The sequence below is a fragment of the Melioribacteraceae bacterium genome, assembly GCA_035362835.1.
GTDB lineage: Bacteria > Bacteroidota > Ignavibacteria > Ignavibacteriales > Melioribacteraceae > DSXH01.
On the sequence record DAOSDY010000002.1, the window covers coordinates 645325 to 671797 of the forward strand.

Annotated in this window: 30 protein-coding genes and 1 tRNA gene; 12 read left to right on the top strand and 19 right to left on the bottom strand. The window is 36.6% G+C overall.

Translation table 11 applies throughout. The features are described 5' to 3' along the window. Window position 1 precedes the first annotated feature (1 nt). From PLZ15_10060 to PLZ15_10075, 4 genes are all read left to right on the top strand, one after another. Entirely contained in the window at window positions 2–679 is a 678-nt protein-coding gene (locus tag PLZ15_10060) for a metal-dependent hydrolase (protein HOI30088.1), read from the top strand. A 14-nt stretch (window positions 680–693) separates the two neighbouring features. Continuing rightward, a complete protein-coding gene (locus tag PLZ15_10065; protein ID HOI30089.1) occupies window positions 694–1473 on the top strand; it encodes an AAA family ATPase in 780 nt (259 codons plus the stop codon). Between the two features lie 5 nt (window positions 1474–1478). Beyond that, entirely contained in the window at window positions 1479–2420 is a 942-nt protein-coding gene (locus PLZ15_10070; protein ID HOI30090.1) for a ParB/RepB/Spo0J family partition protein, read from the top strand. A gap of 64 nt (window positions 2421–2484) precedes the next feature. Next, window positions 2485–2895 (top strand): DUF5683 domain-containing protein, encoded by a 411-nt coding sequence (locus PLZ15_10075; GenBank protein HOI30091.1) that lies wholly within the window; start codon window positions 2485–2487, stop codon window positions 2893–2895. Between the two features lie 692 nt (window positions 2896–3587). Here the strand turns inward: PLZ15_10075 and PLZ15_10080 are convergent. Then, window positions 3588–4517 (bottom strand): hypothetical protein, encoded by a 930-nt coding sequence (locus PLZ15_10080; GenBank protein ID HOI30092.1) that lies wholly within the window; start codon window positions 4515–4517, stop codon window positions 3588–3590. A gap of 38 nt (window positions 4518–4555) precedes the next feature. Between PLZ15_10080 and PLZ15_10085 the strand changes: the two genes are divergently transcribed. The 8 genes from PLZ15_10085 to ftsY all read left to right on the top strand — a co-directional run bounded on the left by PLZ15_10085 (window position 4556) and on the right by ftsY (window position 9374). Continuing rightward, window positions 4556–5077 carry a hypothetical protein gene (locus tag PLZ15_10085; GenBank protein HOI30093.1) on the top strand — a complete coding sequence of 174 codons (522 nt, stop codon included), beginning with the start codon at window positions 4556–4558 and terminating at the stop codon, window positions 5075–5077. After that, window positions 5067–5339: a hypothetical protein gene (locus PLZ15_10090; protein HOI30094.1), complete on the top strand. Its 273-nt coding sequence runs from the start codon at window positions 5067–5069 to the stop codon at window positions 5337–5339. Before PLZ15_10085 ends, PLZ15_10090 begins: the two co-directional genes overlap by 11 nt. Continuing rightward, window positions 5336–5770, top strand: coding sequence for a type II 3-dehydroquinate dehydratase (locus PLZ15_10095; protein ID HOI30095.1), 435 nt, complete (start codon window positions 5336–5338; stop codon window positions 5768–5770). Before PLZ15_10090 ends, PLZ15_10095 begins: the two co-directional genes overlap by 4 nt. Window positions 5771–5861: 91 nt before the next feature. After that, on the top strand, window positions 5862–6239 hold the full coding sequence (locus PLZ15_10100) for a MerR family transcriptional regulator (protein HOI30096.1): 378 nt from the start codon (window positions 5862–5864) through the stop codon (window positions 6237–6239). Then, window positions 6240–6313, top strand: a tRNA-Pro gene (locus tag PLZ15_10105). It begins immediately after the preceding gene. Between the two features lie 71 nt (window positions 6314–6384). Beyond that, on the top strand, window positions 6385–7854 hold the full coding sequence (gene purF / locus PLZ15_10110; protein ID HOI30097.1) for an amidophosphoribosyltransferase: 1470 nt from the start codon (window positions 6385–6387) through the stop codon (window positions 7852–7854). 13 nt (window positions 7855–7867) lie between these two features. Beyond that, on the top strand, window positions 7868–8464 hold the full coding sequence (locus PLZ15_10115) for a CDP-alcohol phosphatidyltransferase family protein (GenBank protein ID HOI30098.1): 597 nt from the start codon (window positions 7868–7870) through the stop codon (window positions 8462–8464). After that, a complete protein-coding gene (gene ftsY / locus PLZ15_10120; GenBank protein HOI30099.1) occupies window positions 8442–9374 on the top strand; it encodes a signal recognition particle-docking protein FtsY in 933 nt (310 codons plus the stop codon). The genes PLZ15_10115 and ftsY overlap by 23 nt, the downstream gene beginning before the upstream one ends. A 246-nt stretch (window positions 9375–9620) precedes the next feature. Here the strand turns inward: ftsY and PLZ15_10125 are convergent, their stop codons facing one another. The 18 genes from PLZ15_10125 to PLZ15_10210 all read right to left on the bottom strand — a co-directional run bounded on the left by PLZ15_10125 (window position 9621) and on the right by PLZ15_10210 (window position 26470). Further along, complete coding sequence (locus PLZ15_10125) at window positions 9621–10469, bottom strand: 3-hydroxybutyryl-CoA dehydrogenase (protein ID HOI30100.1); 849 nt, start codon at window positions 10467–10469, stop codon at window positions 9621–9623. A gap of 93 nt (window positions 10470–10562) precedes the next feature. Then, on the bottom strand, window positions 10563–11405 hold the full coding sequence (gene ricT, locus PLZ15_10130) for a regulatory iron-sulfur-containing complex subunit RicT (protein ID HOI30101.1): 843 nt from the start codon (window positions 11403–11405) through the stop codon (window positions 10563–10565). 3 nt (window positions 11406–11408) lie between these two features. After that, the gene (locus PLZ15_10135) at window positions 11409–12524 is read right to left on the bottom strand and encodes a hypothetical protein (protein HOI30102.1); all 1116 of its coding nucleotides are present in this window, start codon (window positions 12522–12524) and stop codon (window positions 11409–11411) included. Window positions 12525–12539: 15 nt separating this feature from the next. Continuing rightward, window positions 12540–12770, bottom strand: a complete 231-nt coding sequence (locus PLZ15_10140; GenBank protein ID HOI30103.1) for a DUF2795 domain-containing protein — start codon at window positions 12768–12770, stop codon at window positions 12540–12542. Window positions 12771–12791: 21 nt separating this feature from the next. After that, a complete protein-coding gene (locus PLZ15_10145; GenBank protein HOI30104.1) occupies window positions 12792–13718 on the bottom strand; it encodes a M23 family metallopeptidase in 927 nt (308 codons plus the stop codon). 65 nt (window positions 13719–13783) lie between these two features. Then, window positions 13784–14794: an HPr(Ser) kinase/phosphatase gene (gene hprK / locus PLZ15_10150; GenBank protein HOI30105.1), complete on the bottom strand. Its 1011-nt coding sequence runs from the start codon at window positions 14792–14794 to the stop codon at window positions 13784–13786. Beyond that, window positions 14791–15096, bottom strand: a complete 306-nt coding sequence (gene raiA / locus PLZ15_10155; protein HOI30106.1) for a ribosome-associated translation inhibitor RaiA — start codon at window positions 15094–15096, stop codon at window positions 14791–14793. Before raiA ends, hprK begins: the two co-directional genes overlap by 4 nt. Window positions 15097–15106: 10 nt before the next feature. Then, window positions 15107–16009, bottom strand: coding sequence for a tyrosine-type recombinase/integrase (locus PLZ15_10160; protein HOI30107.1), 903 nt, complete (start codon window positions 16007–16009; stop codon window positions 15107–15109). A gap of 17 nt (window positions 16010–16026) precedes the next feature. Continuing rightward, window positions 16027–18246 carry a type I DNA topoisomerase gene (topA, locus tag PLZ15_10165; GenBank protein ID HOI30108.1) on the bottom strand — a complete coding sequence of 740 codons (2220 nt, stop codon included), beginning with the start codon at window positions 18244–18246 and terminating at the stop codon, window positions 16027–16029. A gap of 10 nt (window positions 18247–18256) precedes the next feature. Further along, complete coding sequence (locus tag PLZ15_10170) at window positions 18257–18712, bottom strand: DUF494 family protein (GenBank protein HOI30109.1); 456 nt, start codon at window positions 18710–18712, stop codon at window positions 18257–18259. Between the two features lie 4 nt (window positions 18713–18716). After that, window positions 18717–19157 carry an rRNA maturation RNase YbeY gene (ybeY, locus tag PLZ15_10175; protein ID HOI30110.1) on the bottom strand — a complete coding sequence of 147 codons (441 nt, stop codon included), beginning with the start codon at window positions 19155–19157 and terminating at the stop codon, window positions 18717–18719. A 14-nt stretch (window positions 19158–19171) separates the two neighbouring features. Next, entirely contained in the window at window positions 19172–19753 is a 582-nt protein-coding gene (locus PLZ15_10180) for a gamma carbonic anhydrase family protein (protein ID HOI30111.1), read from the bottom strand. Between the two features lie 17 nt (window positions 19754–19770). Continuing rightward, window positions 19771–21366 carry a S41 family peptidase gene (locus PLZ15_10185; protein ID HOI30112.1) on the bottom strand — a complete coding sequence of 532 codons (1596 nt, stop codon included), beginning with the start codon at window positions 21364–21366 and terminating at the stop codon, window positions 19771–19773. Window positions 21367–21370: 4 nt separating this feature from the next. Continuing rightward, complete coding sequence (gene lysS / locus PLZ15_10190; protein HOI30113.1) at window positions 21371–22879, bottom strand: lysine--tRNA ligase; 1509 nt, start codon at window positions 22877–22879, stop codon at window positions 21371–21373. A 12-nt stretch (window positions 22880–22891) separates the two neighbouring features. Next, on the bottom strand, window positions 22892–24406 hold the full coding sequence (gene dacB / locus PLZ15_10195) for a D-alanyl-D-alanine carboxypeptidase/D-alanyl-D-alanine-endopeptidase (protein HOI30114.1): 1515 nt from the start codon (window positions 24404–24406) through the stop codon (window positions 22892–22894). After that, window positions 24375–25088, bottom strand: a complete 714-nt coding sequence (locus tag PLZ15_10200) for a pseudouridine synthase (GenBank protein ID HOI30115.1) — start codon at window positions 25086–25088, stop codon at window positions 24375–24377. Before PLZ15_10200 ends, dacB begins: the two co-directional genes overlap by 32 nt. After that, entirely contained in the window at window positions 25069–25758 is a 690-nt protein-coding gene (gene scpB, locus PLZ15_10205; GenBank protein HOI30116.1) for an SMC-Scp complex subunit ScpB, read from the bottom strand. Before scpB ends, PLZ15_10200 begins: the two co-directional genes overlap by 20 nt. After that, complete coding sequence (locus PLZ15_10210) at window positions 25751–26470, bottom strand: segregation/condensation protein A (protein HOI30117.1); 720 nt, start codon at window positions 26468–26470, stop codon at window positions 25751–25753. Before PLZ15_10210 ends, scpB begins: the two co-directional genes overlap by 8 nt. Window positions 26471–26473 lie beyond the last annotated feature (3 nt).

Consider the following 26473-nt stretch of genomic DNA (forward strand, 5'->3'; position numbering starts at 1 on the left):
AATGAAACTAAGATATTTTTCACATTCAGCCTTTCAGATTACAACGAATAACAATAAAAGGATTTTAATCGATCCGTTCCTTGATGATAATCCAACTTCTCCGGTTAAATCATCGGATGTAAGTGCAGACTATATTATACTTACGCATGCTCATGGCGACCATATAGGCGATGCATTTAAAATAGCTAAAAGAACGGATCCGACATTTATTTGCGTAAATGAACTGGCAAATTATTGTGCGTCTCACGGTTTTAAAGCACATAATATGCATATTGGCGGCAGCTATAATTTTGATTTCGGGAAAATTAAATTCACAATAGCTCATCACGGATCACTCACGCCCGATAATCATTACGGAGGTGAACCGTCCGGTGTTATATTGAGTATTGAAGGAATCAATATATATCATACTGGAGATACGGGATTGTTCTATGATATGAAACTTATAGGTGAAATGACATCAATAGATTACATGCTTTTACCTATCGGTGATAATTTTACGATGGGAATAACAGATGCTGCGAAAGCAGTTGAATTGGCTAATCCAAAAATCTCAATTCCGATGCACTACAATACTTTCCCTGTAATTAATTCAGATCCAAAATTATTCAAACAAAAAGTTGAGAGTATGGGGAAGAAATGTATTGTAATGGATTTCGGCCAGGAAATTGAATTGTAAACAAATATACTTATATGGCTAAAAAAATAGTTATTGCAAATCAGAAAGGCGGAGTCGGTAAAACTACAACCGCTATAAATCTCTCAGCTTCAGTTGCTGCAGCAGAATACAGAACATTATTGATTGATATTGATCCGCAGGCTAATTCAACTTCAGGTATCGGTATCGAAAAAAATGAGAAGTCTGTTTACCAGGTGCTTGTAGGTCTAGAAAAAGCGGAGGATTGTATAGTAAATTCCTATATGCCTTTTCTGGATATTCTTCCTTCAACAATTAATCTTGTTGGGGCAGAGGTTGAACTTGTTTCAATGGAATCAAGAGAATATCTGCTCAAAAAGGCTCTTAATTCGATTGAGGATAAATACGATTTTATTTTTATTGATTGCCCTCCGTCACTAGGACTTCTAACGCTTAATTCACTTACATGCGCGGATTCAGTCCTAATACCGGTCCAATGCGAATACTTTGCTCTAGAGGGTCTGGGACAGTTGCTGAATACTATCAATATCGTCAAAAAAAATCTGAATGAAAATCTGAGCATTGAAGGGGTATTGTTAACCATGTTCGATACAAGATTACGTTTATCGCACCAGGTTGTTGATGAAGTAAAAAAGTATTTTGGGGAAAAAGTCTACAACACCGTTATTCATAGAAATGTCAGGTTGTCGGAAGCTCCCAGCTACTCAAAACCTGTAATTTTATATGATGCAAGTTCAGTCGGTGCTCAGAATTATATATCACTTGCCTCCGAGCTACTTAAAAGAAGCAACCTTGAACCAAAGAGAGTGAGGTAATAGAAATGAAATCACCTTTAGGCAGGGGATTGGACGCACTAATAAATCCGCAGATTAAAGATAAAATAGATGCACCTGTTGCAATTTCCAGTAAGGAAATTCAAAAGGATGATGGTAAATCATACGATATCCTGGCGAAAATCCCTGTCGAGTTTATTTCTCCGAATCCATATCAACCCAGAACCTATTTTGATCAGGATTCTCATGATGAACTGAAAAAATCGATACTCGAAAACGGACTAATCCAACCTGTAACAGTAAGACGACTTGACCATAACCGATATGAACTGATTTCCGGTGAGAGGAGACTTAGGGCTTGTAAAGATATAGGGATTAAGGAAATACCGGCGTATATTATAAAAGTTGAGACTAAAGAAGCGATGCTCGCTCTTTCACTCATCGAGAATATTCAGAGAGAAAAACTTAATCCGATCGAAATAGCTGTTGCATATAAAAGACTTCTGGATGAATGCAATCTTACACATGAAGAAATTGCAGTTAAGGTGGGTAAAGACCGGACTACTATTACAAATTTTATTCGACTCTTAAAGCTTCCGGAAAAGATTCAAAACAGTCTGGCAAAGGATGAGATTACAACGGGACATGCAAGGGCACTTATCAATCTCCCGACCGACATCCTTCAGCTTGAGATTCTAGATAAAATAATTAAGAAAAGTTTGTCGGTCCGCAAAGTTGAAGATATTGTTAGAAAACTGACTGAAGAACAGAACGGGAAAAGGAAAAAATTAGCTGTTAACGGTAAATCCGAAATCTCGAAGCTTTCACAAAAAAATCTTGAAGAGCGGATTCAAGGTATACTCGGTACTAAAGTACATTGTAGAGCAAAGAAAAATGGTTCGGGTGAACTGATAATAGAATTTTACTCACATGATGAACTCGATCGACTACTCGAGCTTTTTGAAATCATTGGCAAAGAATTTAATTAAAATATTCTACCCGGCACTCCTAATCTTCACGATTAGTGTCAATATTTATGGACAATCGGAACAGTTGCAGACGGAAAACGTCAAATCCGATACATCTAATTTTGTGATGAGCAAGTCTCCATGGGGAGCAGTTCTGAGAAGCGCGATAATACCTGGATTGGGACAATTTTATAATGAATCTTATTGGAAAATTCCTGTCGTATGGGGTGCAATCGGTTATTTAGGCTACCTCTGGTTTGATAGTAATACGAATTATAAAAAGTACAGGGATCTTTACTTGAGCAACAACACTAATCTAAATTATTTAGACCTTCGGGAACGCTATAGAGACCAGAGAGATCTGAATGCGGTTTTTATCGGTTTAGCATATTTTCTGAATCTTGTTGATGCATTTGTGGATGCTCATCTATTCGATTTTGATGTCTCAGAGAATGTTGATAACTCACTGATTTTATCAGTAAAAATTAAATTCTAAATTGAAAAACTTTCTTACATGCAATAGTTGCAACTCTTCAAATCCGTTATATGCCTATACGTGCGCAAATTGCAATGCTTTTTTAAGAGCACGAATATCCAATATTGATTTCTGGTCCGTTCTGGGGAAACTAATTGAGTCTCCTGTTAAAGCCGCTGAAATTATTATACAGTCCGATCATAAAAATTTTATTTCAATAATATTATTCCTTTCGGGCCTAAAATTCGTTTTGAATTTATGGATATTAAACAATGCATTCTCGATTAACGAAAATCTTTCAGATAATTTTATTGGTTCAATATTTTCCGGAATCATATTTTTTATTTTAGGAATAGTATTAATAGCATTTGTGTTTAAAATTGTAACGCATCAATTAAAAATAAAAACGAGATTTAAGGATAATGTAGCACTATACACATACTCGTTTTTACCATTTACGGCTACTTTGTTAGTGTTATCACCGGTTCAGATCGCATTGTTCGGTTTTTACTGGTTTAGTTTTAATCCCTCGCCAATCATTATTAAAGAGTTAGCTTCCTATGTAATTATTTTCATCGAAGGTTTATTTGCAATATGGAGTTTTGTGCTTATGGTAATAACCAGTTATGCTCAGATGAGGAATTTTATAGGTTCCCTGTTTATTGCCACACTGCAAACAATCATTTTAAGCTTATCAGTCATTTTGGGATTTTTTATTCTAACCGGAATTTTGTGAGGTAATCGATAAGAATCCCGTACCGTAATCCTCTTGTACTCACTTTTATAGTATCAATACCAACCAGATCGGCAATAGTTAATAGAATAATTGTACCCGTTAAAATAATATCTTCGCGGCCGGTAACTACATCGCCAAACTTATTTAATATCTCATCGTTGCTGTACTTGCTGAACATGTCTATCATTTCTCTTAGATCTTGAGTGGTTAGTAATGAATTTTCCACTAGATCCTCGTTATAAGTTTTTAATCCCTGTTTAATGCAGGAAAGAGTTGTGGGTGTACCCGCAACAGCTATCATCTCAGGTATTGCACTAAAATTGTTCCGGATACTTCCTGCATTTTCTATAATGGTCTTTTTAATTTTCTTAATATCCGTAATTTTTAATGGATTATTTGGGCTGTGTTTTTCTGTCAGAGAGACTGCGCCGAAATCATAACTCTTTCTAAAGCTCAGGGATAACTCTGAACCGTAAATCAGCTCTGTACTTCCGCCACCAATGTCAACCACCAAGAATTTTTTTGCAGGATTGCTGAAAGGAATGGATCCGAGGAAAGACAAGCGAGCTTCGTCTTCTCCCGATAGGATTTCAACGTCCCAGTTGAATTTCTCACGTATTGTTTTGGCTGTCAGATTACCATTCTCTGCCGTTCGAAAGGCTTTAGTTGCTACAACTTTGGTAATTTCAACCTTATTTTCTTCTATTAACGCCTTATATTTTCCCAAAATATCCATCATTAGATCGATCTTCTCGGCTGAAATCAAATTTGTCATAGAAAGCTGAGCTGAAATTCTGGGTGCTTCATAACAATTCAGTAAAGGAGTGAGCTTTTCAGACTCCCGACTGTATTCGGCAATAAGAAGCAAAATTGTATTTGAGCCGATATCAATGGAAGCAAGATTCATTTATTTTTTATATTTTTTGACAAAAATCTTCAGGGTTTATGAAAAACATTAGTAAAGTTTCAAAATTCTTTTTATTTCTATCTGCCGTTGCATTTTCTTTCTGGCTCGGCGGATATATAGTGCGTCAGCTTGTTATTTATCAGTTTTTTGAACCGGAGAATTTATCTCTCAGATCGCTATATAACTTCAATAATCTTGAAATAGTATTTAAAACAATTTCACCAATAATTTTATTCAATATAATTACTTTTCCGGCATTTATTTTAAGTTTCTTAATATTTATCCTGACGAACAAAATTGAATTGAAAAAAGAAGGGTGGCTATTGATAATATTATTGGTGATTATTATTACTGCGCCATTTGAGATCTTTTTACTAATTAAAGATTACCAAATCTTTAACGGGATTTATTATGAAACCATTTCTGCAGAAATACTGATAGGACAAATTAAAGAGAGGATGCAGGTATTTAGCAGTTTCTCTTTAATTGAAATATTTTCATACATCGGAATAATTTTTCTGTCAGTTTTTAGACCTCTTAGAAAATCAAATGAAAATTAAAGAGAAAGAATTTGAAAATATACTTCAGGATTTGAGAGATCTTGCAAGTCAGATGGGAGCAAAGGTTCGTTTCGAAAGGGGCGACTTTAAAGGCGGCTACTGCATAATGAGGGAGGATAAAATTATTGTTATAAACAAATTATCCAATCTGCAGAGAAAAGTAATTACCTTAACCTCCGCATTAAAAGAATTAGGAGTGGAGGATATATATCTTCCACCAAAGCTTAGAGAAATTATTGACGAACTTAATGATAACACATGAAAATAATAGTAATTAACGGACCTAATCTAAATTTAATTAAACGTCGTAATTCTAATGCGTACGGTGAAAATGATCTTACTGAAATTCGTTCCCAGTTAGAGAAAGAATTCCCCTCAATATCCATAGATTTCTTTCAAACTAATTCTGAAGACGAGATAGTAAGGTTAGTTCAGAGTGCTCCGGATTCTCATGACGCATTAATTATTAATCCAGCGGGGTATTCTCATACTAGTGTAGCTATAAGAGATGCGCTTGAAATATGTGATATACCTAAAATCGAGGTTCATCTATCGAATATTGCTTCACGTGAAGATTTTAGGCAATATTCACTAACTTCATCTGTATGCGATGGTTACATTTCCGGATTTAAGCAACGAAGTTATATAGCTGCCGTTTATATTCTAAGCCATCTATTACAAAAGAAATTCTAAAATGCAATAAAGTTTTTTTCTAATAGTTGTGATCCTTGATATTTTACCAAGATTAATTTATTTTGTCTCAAGTAAGTAATAAGGTAATGCTATGAAAGACTTTGGATTAAAAAAGTTATACTATTCAATTAGCGAAGTAAGCAGACTTACCGGACTTGAGCAATATATACTTAGATATTGGGAAACAGAATTTGAACAGTTAAAACCGGGAAAGAACAGAGCAGGTAATAGAATTTATACGAATAAGGATATTAAATTAATCTTACAGATAAAAAGACTCTTAAGAGAAGAAAAGTATACGATTGAAGGAGCAAAAAAAATATTGGAGGATTTTTCATCGGAATTACCGATGCAAGTTCCCGGTATAGAAGCAAAGTTGGATAAAACATCCTTACAAAGTCCAAGATCATTGAAAAAAGATCTTGAGGAAATAAAAAATATTCTAACTCAAATTCAGTCATTCATATAACGGAACGTAGCGCAGCCCGGTAGCGTACTTGAATGGGGTTCAAGGGGTCGCGGGTTCAAATCCCGCCGTTCCGACTCAGATGAAAGGCACATTTGATATGTGCCTTTCATGTTTTATATTGTGTCCCAAATTTTGCAAAGTTAAAATGCCTGATAAACCGAAATCATATTGCGGAATCTTTGGAATTATTGGATCCAAGGAAGCTGCTGTAAATACCTACTATGGCTTACATACACTCCAGCACCGGGGACAGGAAGCGGCCGGAATTGTAACTGCATCGATAAATCCAGACGGTAAAAAAGTCTTTAATCTTCATAGAAGATTCGGACTTGTTTCAGAAGTTTTTAATTCACAGGATTTATTTGAGAGAGATCTTCCCGGAACTTCTGCTATAGGGCACAACCGATATTCAACGACGGGCTCTGCCGATTCCGAGAAGAATATTCAACCTTTTGTTGTAAACTACCGGCAAGGACATTTGGCAATCGCACATAATGGCAATTTGACCAATGCAAGAGAGATAAGGGAACGCCTGGTTAATGAAGGATCAATATTTCAAACAACAAGCGATTCCGAATTAATTCTTCACCTCATTGCAAAAAGCAAGTTAGATAATCAAATTGACCAAATCGTTGATGCGCTTAAACAGGTTCAAGGCGCATACAGCATCGTAATTCTAACTGACGATAAACTCATTGCAGCAAGGGATCCAAACGGGTTTAAACCGCTTTGTATTGGAAAGGTTAACCATACTTATATTGTCGCTTCAGAATCTTGCGCGCTTGATATAAATTCTGCAAAGTATATTCGTGATGTTAATCCTGGTGAGCTCGTTGTAATTGATGAAGATACTATTAAAGATGATTCTTTAAAATCTTTTAATATCGCTGATTCTAAAGCCGATACGAAACATTGCATTTTTGAGTTTATTTATTTTTCACGTCCCGATAGCAAGGTATTCGGTTCAAATGTTGATAAACTGAGAAGAAAACTGGGTAAAGTTCTTGCGGAGAAACATCCTGTAGTTGATAATGACGGTGATAAAGTTATTGTGATAAGTGTACCGGATAGTTCTAATACGGCTGCAATTGGCTTTCAGTCGCAGCTTGTAAAACAGGGTATCCCTTCAAGACTCGATATTGGATTAATCAGGTCTCATTATATAGGAAGGACATTTATTCTTCCGGGTCAAAGAGAAAGAGAAGTCGGTGTAAGAATAAAGTTTAACACTGTAAAAGGCGTGCTTGAGAATAAAACGCTTGTCCTGATTGACGATTCAATTGTGAGAGGAACTACATCTAAACAATTGGTTAAACTTCTGAGGGAAGCTAATCCGAAATCGATTCACTTAAGGATTTCTTCGCCGCCTGTTAAGAATCCTTGTTATTACGGAATGGATTTTCCCAGCAGGGAAGAATTGATCGCAAATAAATTTAACAGTGACATTGAAAAAATTAGGGAATACCTCGACGTGGACAGTCTTGAATATTTAACAATTGACGAAATGCTCGAAGCAATGGTAGACCACGAACCAAGCGACTTTTGTACTGCATGTTTTTCCGGGGTTTATCCGGTTAAAGTTGATGAGGGGATTAATAAAGAAATTTATGATTAAAAGGATTGAATAGATGCCTTCCATCTTCATGCAATCAATGAGGGAGATTAATACTCTACCAAACTATATAAGTATCTTCCGATTACTTTTAGCTATCCCATTTTATTTCCTGTTAAAAGAAATTCAGAGCGATTTCACAATCCGTTATTACCTTCTGGCACTTATTTTTATAGCTGCGCTTAGCGATGTAGCTGATGGCTATATCGCAAGGTTGCAAAATAAAATATCGGAATTCGGTAAGATAATTGATCCGCTTGCCGATAAAGTGCTTGTCATTCTAATTGTTACACAATTATATCTAAGCGGAGAAATAATAGATATTTATTTCTGGATAATTGTTTGTAGGGATATCATTATTTTCTTTGGAGGAATCTGGGTTAGTAAGAAGATAGGAAAAGTTCTCGCTTCAAATCTATTAGGAAAAATTACTGTGATTACTATTGGTATATTTATCATTATTACAATTTCGGGAGTTTCGAGAATTAATTTTATATATCATTCGTTTTTTTACCTCAGTATTATTATGAGTATACTTTCTGTTATTGGTTATGGGCTCAGAGGTTATGAGGCCATTAAATGGGGAAAACATGAACCTTCTAAAGAACATTAGTTTCGATAAATTAAAGCAAAGCCTAAATAAAACCCGTTCCAATTTAATTAATAAAATTACTGAGACTTTTACAGGTAAGGTGCGTTTTGACGAGGAAACAATCAGTGCACTCGAAGAAATTCTATTATCGGCAGATATCGGTTTCCAGATTACTGAAACCGTTATTGGAAAATTGAGAGTCCAGGCCCGTAATCACGATGATCGTTCTGTCTCAGGAATTAAGGAGTTATTAAAATCAGAATTGATTCAGACTATCGGTAATTGCAGTAATTCTTCTACAGAAATTGAGACGTCAAAACGGCCCTATGTAATACTTGTTATTGGTGTGAATGGTTCCGGGAAAACAACTTCAATTGCAAAGTTGTCTAAAATATTCAAAACTTCGGGTTTCAGTGTGTTGATTGCATCAGCAGATACTTTCAGGGCCGCTGCAAACGAGCAGCTGGAGTTATGGGCTGGCAGGGTAGGTGTACCTGTGTTTAACACTCAATCGAAAGATCCTTCTGCTGTTGTTTTTGATGCTTTAACTGCCGCAAAGAGCAATGATACTGACATTGTAATAATTGATACTGCAGGAAGACTTCATACTCATAAGAATCTAATGGATCAACTCGGAAAAATTGATAAAGTAATTAAAAATTTATTACCTGATGCTCCCAATGAAATCTTATTGGTTCTGGACGGAAATTCCGGACAAAATGGATTGTTACAGTGTATAGAATTTAAGAAATATTGTAATATCACCGGTATTGTACTAACCAAGCTTGATGGAACGGCAAAAGGAGGCATTGTTTTTAACATATGCTCTGAGCTTAAAATACCTGTGAAATATATTGGAGTTGGTGAAGGAATAGATGACCTGCAAACATTTGACTCTCAGATTTTTGTTGAAGCACTATTTAAGGAGTAATAAAGAAATGTTTATACGCAGACCAAAGCCAAAACCATTTGATTATCAGCCACGGTTTTATGATCCGGAGAAGGATCAAGAGGAAAAAAGGAAAAGAAATCTCGGTTTCAGAAACCTTAAAAGAAAAGTAAAAAGAAAGAGGAGCAGCCTATTCATAATTATTATCTTCGTAATAATTCTCTACTTATACTTAACTTTCAGCGGTTTATAGAATAGTTTACATAATATACATTATGTAATATTGTCTTAATATTTGTAAAATCCTTGACCGCTTTTCCGACCCAGTTTACCAGCAGTTACCATCTTCTTAAGCAATGGACAAGGCCGATATTTAGGATCGTTAAAGCCATTATATAACACGTTCATTATGTCCAGACAAACATCCAGACCGATAAAATCGGCAAGCGTTAACGGTCCCATTGGATGGTTCATTCCTAATTTCATAACATTGTCGATTTCCTCTTCACGGGCAACTCCTTCGTATAGAGCAAAAATCGCTTCGTTAATCATCGGCATTAGAATTCGATTCGATATAAAACCAGGATAATCATTCACTTCTACAGGGACTTTTCCAATCTTAGCTGTCAATTCCTTTATGGCATCAAATGTTGACTGACTGGTTGAAAAACCGCGAATGATTTCTACTAATTTCATAATTGGAACAGGATTCATGAAGTGCATACCAATAAATTGATCAGGTCTGGAGACTGAAGCAATTTCAGTTATAGAAATTGATGAGGTGTTAGAAGCAAATATAGCACTACTTTGGATAATCTTTTCTAACTCGCTAAAAAGTCTAACTTTAGCATCTTTATTCTCATATATTGCTTCAATTACTAAATCAACATCCTGGGGTATATTTTGATGACCAATGATTGGCTTAATTGATCTTAAAGCAGATAGTTTAGCATCTTCTGATATTAATTCTTTTTTAAGCATTCGATCTAAATTGTTTGAAATAACAGAAATAGCTCTATCAAGTAAATTCTGATTGACGTCCACAAGAAAAACTTCAAAATTATTCATTGCAAATACGTGAGCTATTCCATTGCCCATTGTACCAGAACCAACAACTGCAATTTTCTTAAATTCCATTTATTTACCTCAATTATAGTAATGAAAAATATAATGTAAAAAGGATCAAAAGTAAGAATAAGATATCGGAGCAAATACAACGTGATCCCGAAACTATTCTATTTCAAATGAAAGGCAGCACTTTAATTTATTGCATGGTCCGCTTAGTTTACCCATACTCGACAAAAGATTCTGATCGGTAGCAAGGTGAGTCGTAATACGCCGAAAACTCGATAAAAAGGAATTACAGCAGTATTCCCTGCCGCAAGTCCCTACTCCACCAATTCTCTTAGCTTCATCCCGAACACCAATCTGTCTTAATTCAATGCGGGTCTTAAATTCAGAGGCCAGTTCCTTTGCCAGTTCACGGAAATCAATACGCCCGTCAGCTGTGTAGAAAAAGAATAATTTTTTTCGATCAAATTGGAAGTGAATGTCAACAAGTTTCATGTTGAGATTAAATTTGTTTATGGCAGTACGGAAAAAAGGAACTGCTCTTTCTTCATCATGAAGATTTTTCCTTACGCGTTCAAGGTCTTCAGCTGCAGCTTTTCTTACAACCAATGGTAAATCCTCACCGTACAAACCCTGTGCGTGTCTTTTAAGTCGGACTATTTCACCAATCAGCTTAATCTGGGCTATTTCAAACGAGTCTTCATTCTTAACAATAACAAAATCTTCAGGAAATATCTGGTTAATCAACTCGGGTTGAACAAGGCAATAGTTGCAATTCAGGAGACCATTGCACTCAACTTCGGCAATAATTCTCTCATCAATCGGAATAGTCTGCTCAATTTCAGAATAGCAGAAAAAACAACCACTCTTATTGCATAAATGCTGGTTGATTTTACCAACGATTAAAGATTCATACAAATTATTTGATGATTTCTCTTCGGATGGTTCCTCGGCAGAACTAACCGAATGATTTTTGAGGAAGGACAAATCTATATGGTACACCTTTTACTTCCTTATTTTCAGTCCGCTTAATTCAAATATAAGGTTAAGAGATAATACATTCAAGTTGAGATTACGGTCGCACGATTCTTCCAATAAAGTCAGTCGGTCGATTAAAGATTCAAGGTCAGATTTACCATACCGATCGTTAAACTTTTTAAAAGTATCCTGAAAATCGAGATAGTAGTAATAATCAAAATCAAACTGGTTCTTAACGGCATCATTGAACCAAATCTTAATTAAACTGATAATTAATTTTAGTTCATCGCTGGTTCTATCGGTAGTTAAATTATTAAGTTCCAGGAAAGCTGAATTATATCTTTTGGCCATCGCAAATCTTAAAAAAGCTATGATATTTTGAAGAATTTGATCAATTTGATTCTGAAGCAATAATATTGCCCTTTGAACAGATCCTTCAGAAAAAACTGCTGCTTTTTCAGCCTGTAACTTATCGATACCAAAACGGTTCGTCAGTAGTTCTGAAACGGTTTTTCTGCTTAACGGTTCAAATTCAATTTTCCAGCATCGCGATACAATTGTAGAAAGTAATTTATCCGTGCTGCTTGTAAGTATAAAAAAGTAGAATCCTTCCGGCGGCTCCTCAAGACTCTTTAATAGAGCATTCTGGGATTGATCATTCATAAAATGAGCATCATCTATCACAATAAATCTTAAAGGATATTCGTCGAAAGAGGTAGTCATGAATTTCTTTATTTCACGGATACTGCTGATTTTTATTGTGTTAGCACCGTCGATTTCAATCTTATAGAAAGGATTTTCTATTTTTTTTTGTAACTCAGATTGAAAAGCTTTCAATTGATCTTCAGAAAGTTTATCGGTTGACGAGTCTTCGGCCATTTCATTTTTGCCTCTGGGTAAAGGGCAAATGTATTTAAGAACCGGTTCCTGTAAATCGGCAATCTTTTTATGTGCGTTCTCCTTCAGCTTATCATCAAATTGAGAATAAAGGATTTTACAGTATTCAAGAGTAGTATTGAACTTACCAACTCCGTCAGAACCGGAAAAAATAAAGGCGTGTGGTACACGCCTTATTGAAAAAAAATTATTAAGTATTTTTCTGGCATTTTCCTGTTCGAAAATATTCTCCCAGAGTTCATTCATCCGATAATCCCGATCTTAAGATTTAAACTCATCATCGTCATTATAGAAAAAGTCCTCATCACTTGGATAGTCGGGCCATATATCTTCAATTGATTCATATGGTTCATCCGAGTCTTCTAGTTCCTGAAGGTTTTCAACAACCTCTAAAGGAGCCCCGATTCTCTCTGCATAATCTATTAATTCTTCTTTTGTTGCCGGCCAAGGAGCGTCATCCAAATAGGAAGCTAGTTCGACGGTCCAAATCATATTTAATTCTCCTGATAGGTTTTATTTTTTGACTATTTCAAAAAGTTCTACATCGTCATAAATAAAATTGCGCGGATTAAGCGGAATTCCATTATGTCTTACTTCGTAGTGAAGATGCGGGCCAACAGTTAAAGAACCTGAATTACCGGTTAATGCTACCAGATCACCTCTCGTAACATTCTGTCCCTGCTTAACATTTATTTTACTGAGATGACCGTATATTGTTTTATATCCGAAACCATGATCGATTTCAAGCGTTAATCCGAGCCCTCCCCTTCTTCCAACAAATTCTACAACCCCGCCACCCGGTGCATATACGTTGGTACCGATATCGTTAATTATATCTATTCCATTGTGCATTCTTCTTATTTTTAATATAGGATGAAACCTCAGACCGAAATCATCTGAAATTCTTCCTTCACAAGGCCTAATTGCCGGTATAGCAGTATATAATTTTTCATTCTCACTAAGTGCCGTTTCAATTTCTTCGTAATTACTCTTTTCAAGTTTTACTTTCAAAGATACCTTATTTACATAGGTTTCAAGATCTTCGACAAAACTTGCAATACTACCCGGACTGGATCCTTTAATCGGAGAGAAAACTGAACCGCCAATTCCAAAAAATTCCTCTTGTTCCTCCATCGGTTCAAGATTGACTGCTAATCTTAAATCCTTACTCTGATCATTCAAAGCAGTAATTCTGCTATCAAGGTTATTATACTGCTCCAATAGCGCATTAAACTTTTCCTTCAATTGAGTGTTAGTGCGTTTGAGAGCTTTAACTTCGGAATCAGGATTTATAAATCCATCGAATACAAGGTAGGATCCGAAAAGGAAGAATGAAATAAGAACGGAAAAAAACAGGACGAGGAATACGAATTTCTTGTAGAAATTACGTATTTCGACAAATTTAAGCTTCGATTTTGAAAAGTAGTAAAATTTTTTCATAGCATTTCGAGGTTGCGAAGATAATAAATCAATACTATTCAGTCAAGAACAGTATTCTGGAATAATTATTCAAAATCATGCTCAAAATAATCTACAGAGCGATCCATTTTGTTCGTTTTCAGGCTGATCTTACGTGTTATCCTGTCCTGTAAAACTTTCGCAGCATCATATCCGTAATGCTTTAACAGATAATTAAGAGCAATTATTTCGGATATTACTGTTATATTTTTCCCCGGCAATATTGGCAGTTTAATGTATGGAATATCAACATCGAGTAATGTAAAGGTTGTGTCGTCAAGGCCGGTCCGCGTATACTCCGATTTATCATTCCAGATTTCAAGTTCTATAATTACCTCAAGACGTTTTTGAAACCTGATTGCTCTTACACCAAACATACTTCTAATATCAATAATACCGATACCGCGCAGTTCCATAAAGTGCTTAACAAGTTCAGTACCTGAACCCATTAATATACCTTCCCCTTTTTTTGTAAGAATTACTACATCATCTGCAACAAGTCGATGTCCGCGTTCAACCAGATCTAAGGCAACTTCACTCTTCCCTATTCCGGATTTTCCAACGAACATCATTCCAACTCCGTAGACATCGACAAATGAACCGTGAATTGATAATCTTGGGGCGAACTGGTCGTCTAGAAAATCGCTTATAAGGTTGAATAACTTTGTTGTCGAATAAACTGAACCGAATACGGGGATATTATATTGATTTGCCAGTTCAAGCATTTCCTGGTAAGGTTTATTATCATTTGTTATGATGAGGCATGGTATGTCGAACTTAAAAATATTTTCAAGGGATTTTCTTCTTTCTTTTACCGAAAGATTTTTTAGATAACGCATTTCGGTATTGCCGAAAACCTGAACACGGTTAAATGAGAATAGATCCAGAAAACCGGCCAGCGGAAGTCCCGGCCGGTGTAAATTCTGGTCTTTTATAAGCCTGTCGAAACCGACTGTATCATTCAGCAGTTTTATATTGAATCGGTCTTTGATATTGTTATAGAGGAACTCAACCGAAATAGAGTCTTTCCGTGAGATATTCTTCTCACTAACTTTCATGATTTTTTCCTTGAAATACGTTTAGTCTTGATTTTATTTAACTGCCTAATTACTTTTTCTAAAGCCCCGCCAACACTTTTTTCAAATTCATCACTTTCATGAGATACAGAAATTATTTTACCCGGTATTTTGAGAGTGAGTTCAGCAGTCTTGATTGAATCAGTTTGATGAGTGAAACTAAGTACTACGTTCACATCAAGTATCTGATCGTTGAAACGCTCAAGACCTTTAATTTCTTCTTTGATATAATCTTTTAAGGAATCTTTTGCTCTAAATTTACGCGATGTAATTTGAATGTTCATAACGACTCCTTTATGATTTTGGGTGTGCTTTTTTATATGATTTTTTCAAGCGCTCAATACTAACGTGTGTATAAATTTGCGTTGTTGATAAATTTTCGTGCCCAAGAATTTCTTTAACCGCCATTATATCCGCCTCCCTGTCTAACATATGAGTTGCCGCTGTATGTCTTAAAACGTGAGGACTGGTTTTTTTCATATCAGTTACTTTACTCATATACTTATTTACAATTCTGTAGACAATAAACCTGTCGATTCTCTTCGAATCCGGTTTCCTGAAAAGAGGCATCTGCGAAGGTTGAGCTGATATTGAATCGTAATATTGCTTTAATATCTCCGATGATTTAGCTCCAAGAGGTACGATTCGAACTTTCGAACCTTTTCCTGATATTCTGATATTCATTCTCTTAAAATCAACATCGCCTGTATTTAAGCTGCATAATTCCGAAACACGAAGTGCTGAACCGTACAATAATTCGAAAATTGCTTTATCTCTTGTTTTGTCAACATTGGAATTATCTTCATCTATCAATCTATAAATTTCTAAAAAAGAATCAAGGTTTATTATTCCCGGCAGCTTTCGTTTTACCTTGGGGTTTGGAATCTTCCGTAATGGTGATTTTTCAATAAATTCGTTTCTAAGAGCATAATTAAATAATCTCCGAAGCGAAGATAATTTTCTTGATACAGAACTTTTAGATAGCTTCTTTTCATTTAGCAGGATTACAAACCTGCGGATCTGTTTTTCTGTTATTTGATCTATTTCATTTAGGTTATTTGCATTGCAAAATTCTTCAAAATCCTTCAAATCAGTTTTGTAAGCTTCAATAGTATTTTCCGCAGCTCTGCTTACTCCTGATAATTCCTGAAGCGTCTGCCGGATAACTTCGTCCAAACTAAACGATTTTTTAATCAATTGAAATCAAGGATTTTTTAATATTCTTCCTCTTCCTGAACAGGTTCTTCATCTGGCTTTGGTAATTTCCAGGTAGCATAGTCGCACTCGGGGTATCGGCTGCATCCGAAAAAGATTCTTCTTTTCTTGGTCCTGCGTGGAATGATATCACCTTCGTTACATTTAGGACATTTAAGACCGGTACTGATTGTTTTTGTAAAATCACAATCCGGATATTTTTCACATCCTATAAATCGGCCCAATTTGCCTTCCCTGAAAACAGTTCTTGAATTACATTTTGGACAAATCTCACCTGTAAATTCAGGTTCGCTTGAACCATTACTGACTTCTTTTAGCGATTTAATATTACTGCAAGCCGGATAGTTAGTACATGCCAGGAATTTTCCGTAACGGCCGATCTTTATGTCCATATCCGATCCGCACTTTTCGCATTTAATCTTTTCTAGATTTGCTTCCACTTCCTTAAGCGACTCTGAAAACGGTATGTAGAAATCGTTTAATACCTGGAGATATTCAATTTCACCTTCGGCAATTAAATCGAGTTCACCTTCCATTTTTGCCGTGAAATTTACATTAAAGATATCCGGGAAATTCTGAACCAGAATCGAACTTACTTTCCTGCCCAGTTTTGTTGGTATAAGTTTTCTATCGATTTGTTCAACATATCTGCGGTCTACTATTGTACCTACAATCATTGCATAAGTACTTGGTCTGCCTATTCCGTTTGATTCCAGTTCTTTAATCAATGAACTTTCGGTGTAACGTGGAGGCGGTTTTGTAAAATGTTGATTGGGATTAATTTGAGTTAAATTTAAATTCTGATCAATCGCAAGCCCTGCGGGGATTCTTAAAGAACTGCTATTTTCGTCATTACTTTCTTCGGTTTCCTCATCATAAACCTTAAGGAATCCTTCGAATAGAACTGCAGTTCCGCTTGCACGAAAAATATACTTACCTGCTTTAATGCTAACGGTTGTTGTTTCCAGCCTTGCCGGTTCCATCTGAGATGCAATAAACCGTTTCCAGATAAGCTCATACAGTTTAAACTGCGCGTCGTCTAAAAATGGTTTTACGAATTCAGGCGTATACTTCAGAGATGTAGGGCGGATTGCTTCGTGAGCGTCCTGAACATTCTTTTTATTCTTCTGCTCATAATTCCTTGGTTTTTCAGGAATAAAATTTTCCCCGTAAATATCAAGAATGTATTTTCTGGAATCGTTTACAATCTCTTCGCTCAATCGTGTAGAATCCGTACGCATATATGTTATTAGACCTGTAATTCCTTCAGTACCAAGTTCAATACCTTCGTATAAATTCTGTGCAAGCATCATTGTACGACGCGCTCTGAACCTTAGCTTACGGGAGGCTTCCGCCTGCAATGAGCTTGTTATGAAAGGAGGAAAAGGATTTCTTTTAAATTCTTTTTTTGTAAGATCGGAAATCGGGAAAACTCCGGCTGCTTTTATTTCATCCAGAATTTTAAGTGCAATCTCCTCGTTTGATATCGCAAAATTCTCTCTCAGGAATTCATCCCAGTCCTCACTGGTCATTTCCGGTTTAGGAGGAATTTTTATCTGCTTGCCGTCAACCTCGAAGAGCTTGGCTTTTATCTCCTCCCCTTTTTCTGTGGTGAATATGGCAACAATAGACCAGTATTCGGTAGATATAAAATTGTCTATCTCGTCTTCACGTTCGCAAATAAGCCTTAAAGCAACCGACTGAACTCTTCCGGCTGAAAGAGAACTTCCGTACTGGTCAAGTACAGCCCTCCACAGGAAGGGGCTAACCTTATAACCAATAATCCTGTCCATCGCCCTGCGAGCGCGTTGAGAGATAACAAGGTGCTCATCAATTTTAACCGGATTTTTTAGAGCATTATTAACTGCATTTTTCGTAATCTCATTAAACAGAACACGCTCAATTTTTTCTTTATGTTTTGCGTCGAGAATGTCAATAACATCCTGGGCAATCGCTTCTCCTTCGCGGTCAGGATCGGTTGCGATAAATATCTTTTTGGATTTACCGGCGAGACTCTTTATTTTTTTTACTATATCGCTCTTACCGCGAATGGTTACAAGACTCGGTTTAAAATCGTTTTCAAGGTCAATACCAAGTTTTGTCTTTGGAAGATTTTTGATATGTCCGACAGTAGCTTCAACAACATATTTAGAGCCGACATATTTATTAATTGTTTTTGCTTTGGAGGGTGACTCCACAAGTATCAGGTCTTTGCTCATCAATTCACCGTTAGTTGACTGAATCTGAAGTATATAAGTGTAATCTGCTTCCGGAAGGGAACTCAGAATCAATCTCGATCAACGAAACCAAAATCATCCAGTTAATTTCCTTTCGGGTTAATTTGTTCTCAGGGTAGAAATGAATCTGTTCAAGTATGGATTCCAGATTCTCAATATCCATCAGACCGAGATTTGTAAGGTGCAGTATATAGTTATGGTTGTCCATACCTAGTATGTCTTTCTCATCTTCAGTTAATATCCTTTTACTTTTGCTTACCGAAGAATTCTTTTTTTCATGTTTTTTATTCAAAAGCATTTTATCATAAATCAAACTGAACGCTATTCCAAGAGTCTGCTCGTCGTAATCTTTACTTTTAGATAAATTATGATTGATATCTTCAAGCGGTATATTCCTGCTCAGCGATTCAAGTATATGTGTTATTACTTCCACAATTTTATTCTTCATATTATTATTGTGTTATCCTTTCAAAGTTACTTATTAAATTAAGTAACCTCTCTTCTTCCGCACGCATTAAGTTCTTTTGTGCTGGAGTTTTGTCCCTGTAACCTATTAAATGAAGAATGCCGTGAATTATTAAACGTCTTATCTCTGTTTCGTATTTAGTTTTAAATCTTCCTGCATTCTCCTTTGCTGCTTCTGCAGAAATTAAAATCTCGCCGTCTAAATTATTACTTTCAAGCGAATAATTAAAGGTTATTATATCTGTAGCATAGTTATGTCTAAGAAACTTCTTATTTACAGGAATAATAGATTCGTTTGTGATGAAATTAATTTCGAGAGAAGTGACATCAAGCTGAAGAATTGATTTAATCCTTCCGACATACTTATGTACGGCCATTTTGTCAATTCTGATTCCCTTTTCGGATGAGACAGTCAGATTCTTAATCATCTATACACCTGTAATTAAAATTTATAACCGCTTTTTATTAATGAATCAACGGTTGTTTTAGTATAAGAAACATATCGTTTTGCCGATATTTCAAATTCCTCGATTTCCTCTTCGGAAAGATCTCTTACTATGCTTGCCGGTACTCCGGCCGCTAATTTCCCTGTCGGAACAAAGAAACCAGGCCTTACAACTGCCCCTGCAGCCACCATAGATCTTTCCTCTATCACTGCGCCGTCCAGTACGACAGCTCCCATACCGATGAGACAAAGATCCTTCAGTTTACATCCATGTAAAGTAACGCTATGGCCGACAGTTACTTTATTGCCAATTATCAGGGGAAATTTGCCGTTTGTAACATGGAGCATAGAAAGATCCTGGATATTTGTCATCTTTCCTATTTTTACAAAATTAACATCACCCCGTACAACGCAATTATACCAGACGGATGAGTCTTCATCAATTTCAACATCCCCAACTATTTTAGAGCCGGGTGCAAGAAAGACAGTCTTATTTATTTTTGGAAAGAGGTCACCATATGGAAATAATTTATTCTCTCCTTCTAATGTATTATGTAAGAACTTTTTATCGTCGTTCATTTAATCCTGATTTACTATTAATTCGAAATCATTTTACCCGCTTCATCAATTAACTGAAGTGCTTTTACAAACTGACTATCATCTCTTAATAGGACTGAATACCATCCTTCATCCTTGAAGAGATCTCTTGCTATAAATGCTTTAAGTCTTATCCCGATCAGATGATTATCTCTTTTGTATTGCTCAAGATTAAATTTAATATTAAGGGACTCTGCAAACTTTACGAACTGATTCATAACTGATTCAGAGATAAAATAGTTTTCCAGAAATGATTTTAAATCATATTTACCTTTAATATCTTTCCCGTTGCTGTCGAGATACTTCCTTATAAACTGATAATACGCATTGTTCCTTCTAAGTTCCATTGAGTAAGGTGTTTCTTCACCTGTCACTACTTTATAATCCGGAGTAATTCCACCTCCGCCGAAAACTTTTCTTCCATTATTTGTCCTGAACATCGTTTTGAGCGTATCTTGAGCTCCCGAATAAACTTGCGATTCATTTACTACAGAATCTATATCTATCAATTCCGAATAGTATTTTTCTTTATCCGAATACTCTCGTTGTATAGCTCTGCCTGAAGGGGTTAAATATCTGGCGATTGTAATTCTTACGGCTGAATTATCATCCAGTAAAATTGATCTTTGGACAAGTCCTTTGCCAAATGTTGTTTCTCCTACAATAAGTCCCCGGTCCCAGTCCTGAACAGCACCTGCAACAATTTCACTCGCCGAAGCGCTCCCCCTATTAACGAGAATTACCAGCGGCAGTTTTTCATAAGGAAATGATTTTGAGGCACGGAATTCCTCGTTGAAACGGTCTATCCTGCCTTTATTTGTTACAATAATTTTATCGCCGTCAATAAAAAAATCGGAAATATTAACTGCCTGGTCCTCATATCCTCCGGGATTATTTCTGAGGTCGAGAATCAGTCCCTTCATACCCGATTCACTTAAAGTTGAGAGGGCTTGCTCTATCTCTTCCGTAGAAGTCTCCGAGAATCGGGTAAGATTAATATACCCTATCGTTTCATTGTACATCAGCGCGACATCAACCGAATAAAGATTTATCCTGTCCCGCCTGATTTTATAGTCTACAAGTTTTGAATTGCCCGGACTAAGAATGGAAACATCAACATTCGTACCTTTTTTACCCCGCAATTTTTTAATGACATCATTATTGGAAAGTCCCACTGCACTAGCCCCATCGATCTTAATTATCCTGTCGCCGGATTGAATTCCAACCGATTCACTTGGCCCGCCGGTAATTGCGGAAACGACAACGATAGTATCTTTTATAATCTGGAACTCAATTCCTATTCCTTCAAAATTTCCCCTTAACTGTTCTTCTGAAACCTCCTGCTCACTTATTGGAATATACACAGTATGAGGATCGAGACTGTTGAACATTCCTTTTATCGCTTCTTCAACTAGAACTGACCCTTTTAAAGAATCGATATAGAGATTTTCAGTATATCTGAGCACATCACTGAATTTTTTAACATCCTGACTGGAACCTGAAATAAAAATGAAGTCATTCAGTTTTACTCCGCCGTAGAGTCCGATCAGAAGAATGATTGCATAAACCGGTATTTGTTTTATATACTGTTTCATCAGTTTACTTTTGCGGTTTCATTTGAGGAAATAGAATTACGTCGCGAATGGATGACTGATTAGTAAGAAGCATTACAAGTCTGTCGATTCCAACACCAAGGCCTGCAGTTGGAGGCATACCGAATTCGAGTGCTCTTACAAAATCCTCATCAATCTGGTGGGCCTCATCGTCGCCTTCCTCTCTCATTCTACCCTGATCTTCAAATCGGTTTTTCTGGTCGATAGGATCATTCAGCTCGCTGAAAGCATTGCAGATTTCTCTGCCGAGTACAAATCCTTCAAACCTTTCAACTAATCCTTCTCTTGTCCTGTGCTTTTTTGCTAATGGAGAAAGTTCAACCGGATAGTCTGTAATGAATGTCGGCTGAATCAATTTCGGCTGCACTGTGACTTCAAAAAGCTCATCGATCAATTTTCCTTTACTCTCGCCTCCTTTTATTTCAACGCCTCTGGATTTAAGAGCTTTAACAAGCTCGTCGTAAGTCGTGCTCATTACATCAATACCGGAGATATTCTTAATTTCATCAACCATAGAAATTCTCTGCCAGGGAGCAGTAAAGTTGATTTTGTTTCCTTCAATTTCGAATTCGAGAGTACCGAAAACATTTTGACATACATAAGCCACCATCTCTTCAACAAACGACATCATCCAGAAATAATCTTTATAAGCAACATAAAGCTCGAGCATAGTGAATTCCGGATTATGAGTTCTGTCCATTCCCTCGTTCCTGAAATCCTTCGATATTTCGTAAACTCCGTCGAATCCACCCACAATTAAGCGCTTAAGATAGAGTTCATCGGCAATGCGCAGATAAAGGTCTACATCAAGAGCATTGTGATGGGTTATGAAAGGACGCGCTGTAGCTCCGCCGTAAAGAGGCTGAAGAATTGGTGTCTCAACTTCTATAATTCCCTTTTCATCCAGATACTTACGTATTTCAGTAACAATTTTTGAACGGGTAATAAAAACTTTTTTCACCTCCGGATTAACAATCAGGTCAACGTACCGCTGACGGTATCTCAGTTCTTTATCAGCAAACTGATCGTAAACTATTTTGTTGCCGTTCTCATCAAGAGCTTCTTTAGCAATTGGAATAGGCAGCAGCGATTTTGAAAGCAATTGATACGAACGGGCATGTACGGAGATCTCGCCTGTTTTAGTTTTAAATACGTATCCGTTAACACCAATTATATCGCCAATATCAAGAAGTTTAAAAATATCGTAAACCTCTCCGATGTCGTCTTTTTTCAAATAGATCTGAATTCTGCCTTCTTTATCCTGAATATGGGCGAAAGATGCCTTACCCATTCTTCTAATTGCCATTATCCTGCCGGCAATCTTAACATCCTTATTCTCAAGCAGTTCAAAACTATTCTTAATATTTGTCGAATAATTATCCACTTCATAACTGTAAGCAAAAGGCATTATCCCTTTCTCAACCAGTTCTTTCAACTCCTCGCGTCTTCTTTGAACTAATGAATTATATTCCTGTTCCGGATTAACAATTTCCAAATTTTCCTCCGATTAATTTCTTGTAAAATTCACAAGTCGGTTGCAGACATTGTCAATTATATAGTTTATTAAACTTGGCGAAACTAAAAAATTATTTACAATAATAGAAAACGCAAAAGTTTCCCCGCCGGTGGTTTTAAGATAACCCGAAAGAGAAGAAATATTCTCATTGAAACCGGCTTTTGCTCTAACATTATTTTCTGCCGAAGTTCTTTTCATCCTTTCTGCGATTGTTCCGTCAACACCTCCAACAGGCAGCGAATCGTAGAACGGTTCATATTCCTCTGAACTGTAAACGTAGGTTAAAAGATTTATTATCTGACGTGGCGATACTAAATTTAGCCGGGATAAACCGGAGCCGTCAACCATAACCATATTTTCCGGATTAACACCCATCGAGTAAAAAAGTTCCTTGCATGCTTTAACGCCGTTTTCCGTAGTACCGAAATTATATGCTTCGTAACCGATCGTCTTCAATATCTGTTCCGCGTAAAAATTATTGCTGTGCTTATTCAGTTCTTTTAGAATCATATGCATCGGAACTGATTCATGAAGAATAAGTGGCGATAGGTTTTCAGTCAGTATAATTTTTTGTGATGAAGCTATGCTGCCGATCTTCCCTTTTACAGAGATTCCCTTCTGTCCGCAAACTTCCTTGAATACCGTTAAGAAAAACATTGTAGGATCAGAAATTGAAATATGTTCAATAACAGGTTTCGAATCTTTTGCAATGCTTCCTGAAACGCTTATTACGTTTGTGCCTCTTAATTTGGAAACAGAAATTGTGTTTTGCGAGTTGTTATTAGACGTAATAACTTTTTTTATAAGGGATGCATAAGCCGTATTCGGTATTACTTCTATGTTTGCCGGAAACCCGGTTTCTGAAGGTTTTATGACTACAGTAATTGTATTATCATTAAAGCTGAGTGCGCCCGACGGAGCTGCAAACCAGGCTGATTCATTATCCCAGGACCACCCGCGACCGAGTCCATGATTGTCGAACGGTGCGTCATCTCCTAATATATCTCCTGTTATTTCCTTTATACCGCGGGATATTAGACTGTCCGCCCACGATTCAAAAACACCTGTAATGTTCCCGCTTAAAAAACGGTTTGAGATTGTAGGATCTCCAGATCCCTGGATTATCAAGTCACCTTCCAGCCGGTTGTTTTTTATTTCGCCGTTGGCATATAATGCCGTCTGGTAAACATAATTTGGTCCAAGCAGAAAAAGTGCAGCCGATGATGTAAATAATTTGATATTAGAAGCAGGATTAAAGAGTTTATCCGAATTACGTTTATAAATAACTTCGCCTGTTTTAAGAGATTTAATCAAAACACCCCAGAAAGCGTTGCTGACATTCGGATCGTTGAATGTATCATCAAGTTGTTCCCGGAGCTCTTCCAGTGAATTGTGAAATGTCTGCTTCTTAACTGTAGCTGTATCTTTCACCTGTCCGGTCACATTACAAAAAAGGAATGAAGAAAGGATAATACTATTTGTTATATGTCTTATATACTTTTTCAATTTCACTCAGATCCAATTTTCTATAGCTGCCGGCTGGTATTTCCTTAACATTAAAAATTCCGTAAGAAATCCTTTCAAGATTTGTAACCCTGTAACCGATTATTTCGAACATTCTTTTCACAAAATGATTTCTGCCTTCTGTAGCCGTAACATAAATCTTTTCCAGAATATTTTTCTTTAAATACTGAATTTCATCGAAGCGGCTTTTTCTTCCATCCATAAAGATCCCCTTCAATAATTTAAGACGATCTTCTTCCAGCAGTTTCTTATTCAATGAGGCCTTATATACCCTGGGAATTTTATTCTTCGGATGCGTAAGAAAATTTGTAAAATCACCGTCATTGGTAAGAATAAGTACTCCGGTTGTATCGTAATCAAGCCGGCCGACCGGATAGATCTTCTGATTTGTTTTGATAAGGTCGGTTACTTTTCTCCTTCCTTTTTCATCATCGGTAGTAGTAACATATCCCCGGGGTTTATTAAGGAGGAAATAGACTTTCTTCTTCGGCTTAATTTTTTCGCCGTCGAGTGTAACTATGTCATTTCCCTCGTCGATAAGCGAAGCCAGTTCGGTAACAATTTTCCCGTTTACAGAAACCCTGGCTTCTTTTATATATTCCTCGGATTTTCTGCGGGATGCAATACCGCACTCGGAAAGAAATTTATTCAGGCGTACTTTCATCTTCGGTTTCTATTTCAGGTTCAGATTCTTGTTCGGGTTCGGTGCTATTGCCCGTTTCATTTTCAATTGTCTCTTCAATTCCGCTCATCATAATTCTTCTTTTCTGTTCCAGGAAATCTTCATCCTTCATAATTTCCTCAATCTCCCTTGGTTTGGGCAGGTCGGATATATTTCTCAAGCCGAAGTATTTAAGAAATTCATCGGTTGTTATATATAGTAGAGGCCTTCCAACTGTATCGGCACGTCCCTGTATTGTTATCAGGTTTTTTTCGAGTAGTGTATTTATTGTATAATCGGAATTGACTCCGCGAATCGATTCGAGCTCAGGTTTGGTTAAAGGCTGCTTATAGGCAATAATTGCCAGCGTTTCAAGGGCTGCCTGGCTTAATCTTCTTTTACTCTTCTCGGTCGATAGGTAGCCGACGTATTTTGCATGGTCCGGTTTAGTAGCATGGATGTAACCATTGGCAATTTTAAGAATAGTAAACGCGTTGCCTCCCTGAGAATATTTTTCATTCAACTCATCTACTGTTTTTTCAACATCTTCGTCGGTGACGGAGATATCGCTGCCGTCAATTGCTTTTATAGCCGTAATAATCTCGTTGGAAGAGATCGGATCATCAGCTGCGAATATTAATGCTTCTACTACAGATATGTAGAGACTATCCATTTGCCAATCCATAAATAATAAAATCGTTTAATGACTTTGATTCCCTGAGGCCAATTTTACCTGCTTTAACCATTTCGAGCATTGCAATAAAAGTGACAACTATTTTAATCTTATTAGCAAGATCTTTCATCAACTCAATAAAACTAAGTTGTTTTCCGCCGTCCAGTTTATTGGCAATATAATCCATCTGCTCGTCGATAGTAACATTCCATTTTTTTATTTGATGAACCGGTTCAGCAGGGCGTTCTGCAATGGCTTTCTTAAATGCTTTGATCAGGTCGTAGAGTGTCACATTTTTCAGGAGAATATTAAAATCATGTGGCGCTTCTTTTTCATCCAGTTCATAATTCCCCCTGAACTGGTAATTCCTCATATTCGATTCGAGGTAGATGAATTCCTCGGACATCTCTTTATAACGCTTATATTCGAGCAGGGCTTTTACAAGTTCTGCCCTTGGGTCTACCTCATCTCCTTTTTCATCAATTTCCTTAGGCAGGAGCATTTTGACCTTTATCTGCATTAAAGTTGCTGCCATCAGGATAAAATCTCCTGCTACTTCAAGGTCCAGCTGCTCCAGCAACCTGAGGTATTCGATAAAATCTTTTGTGATTTTCGATATCGGTATATCATAGATATCGAGTTCATCTCTCTTGATAAAAAAAAGGAGCAGATCCAAAGGCCCTTCAAAATGCTGAAGTTTAATCTTATACATCAA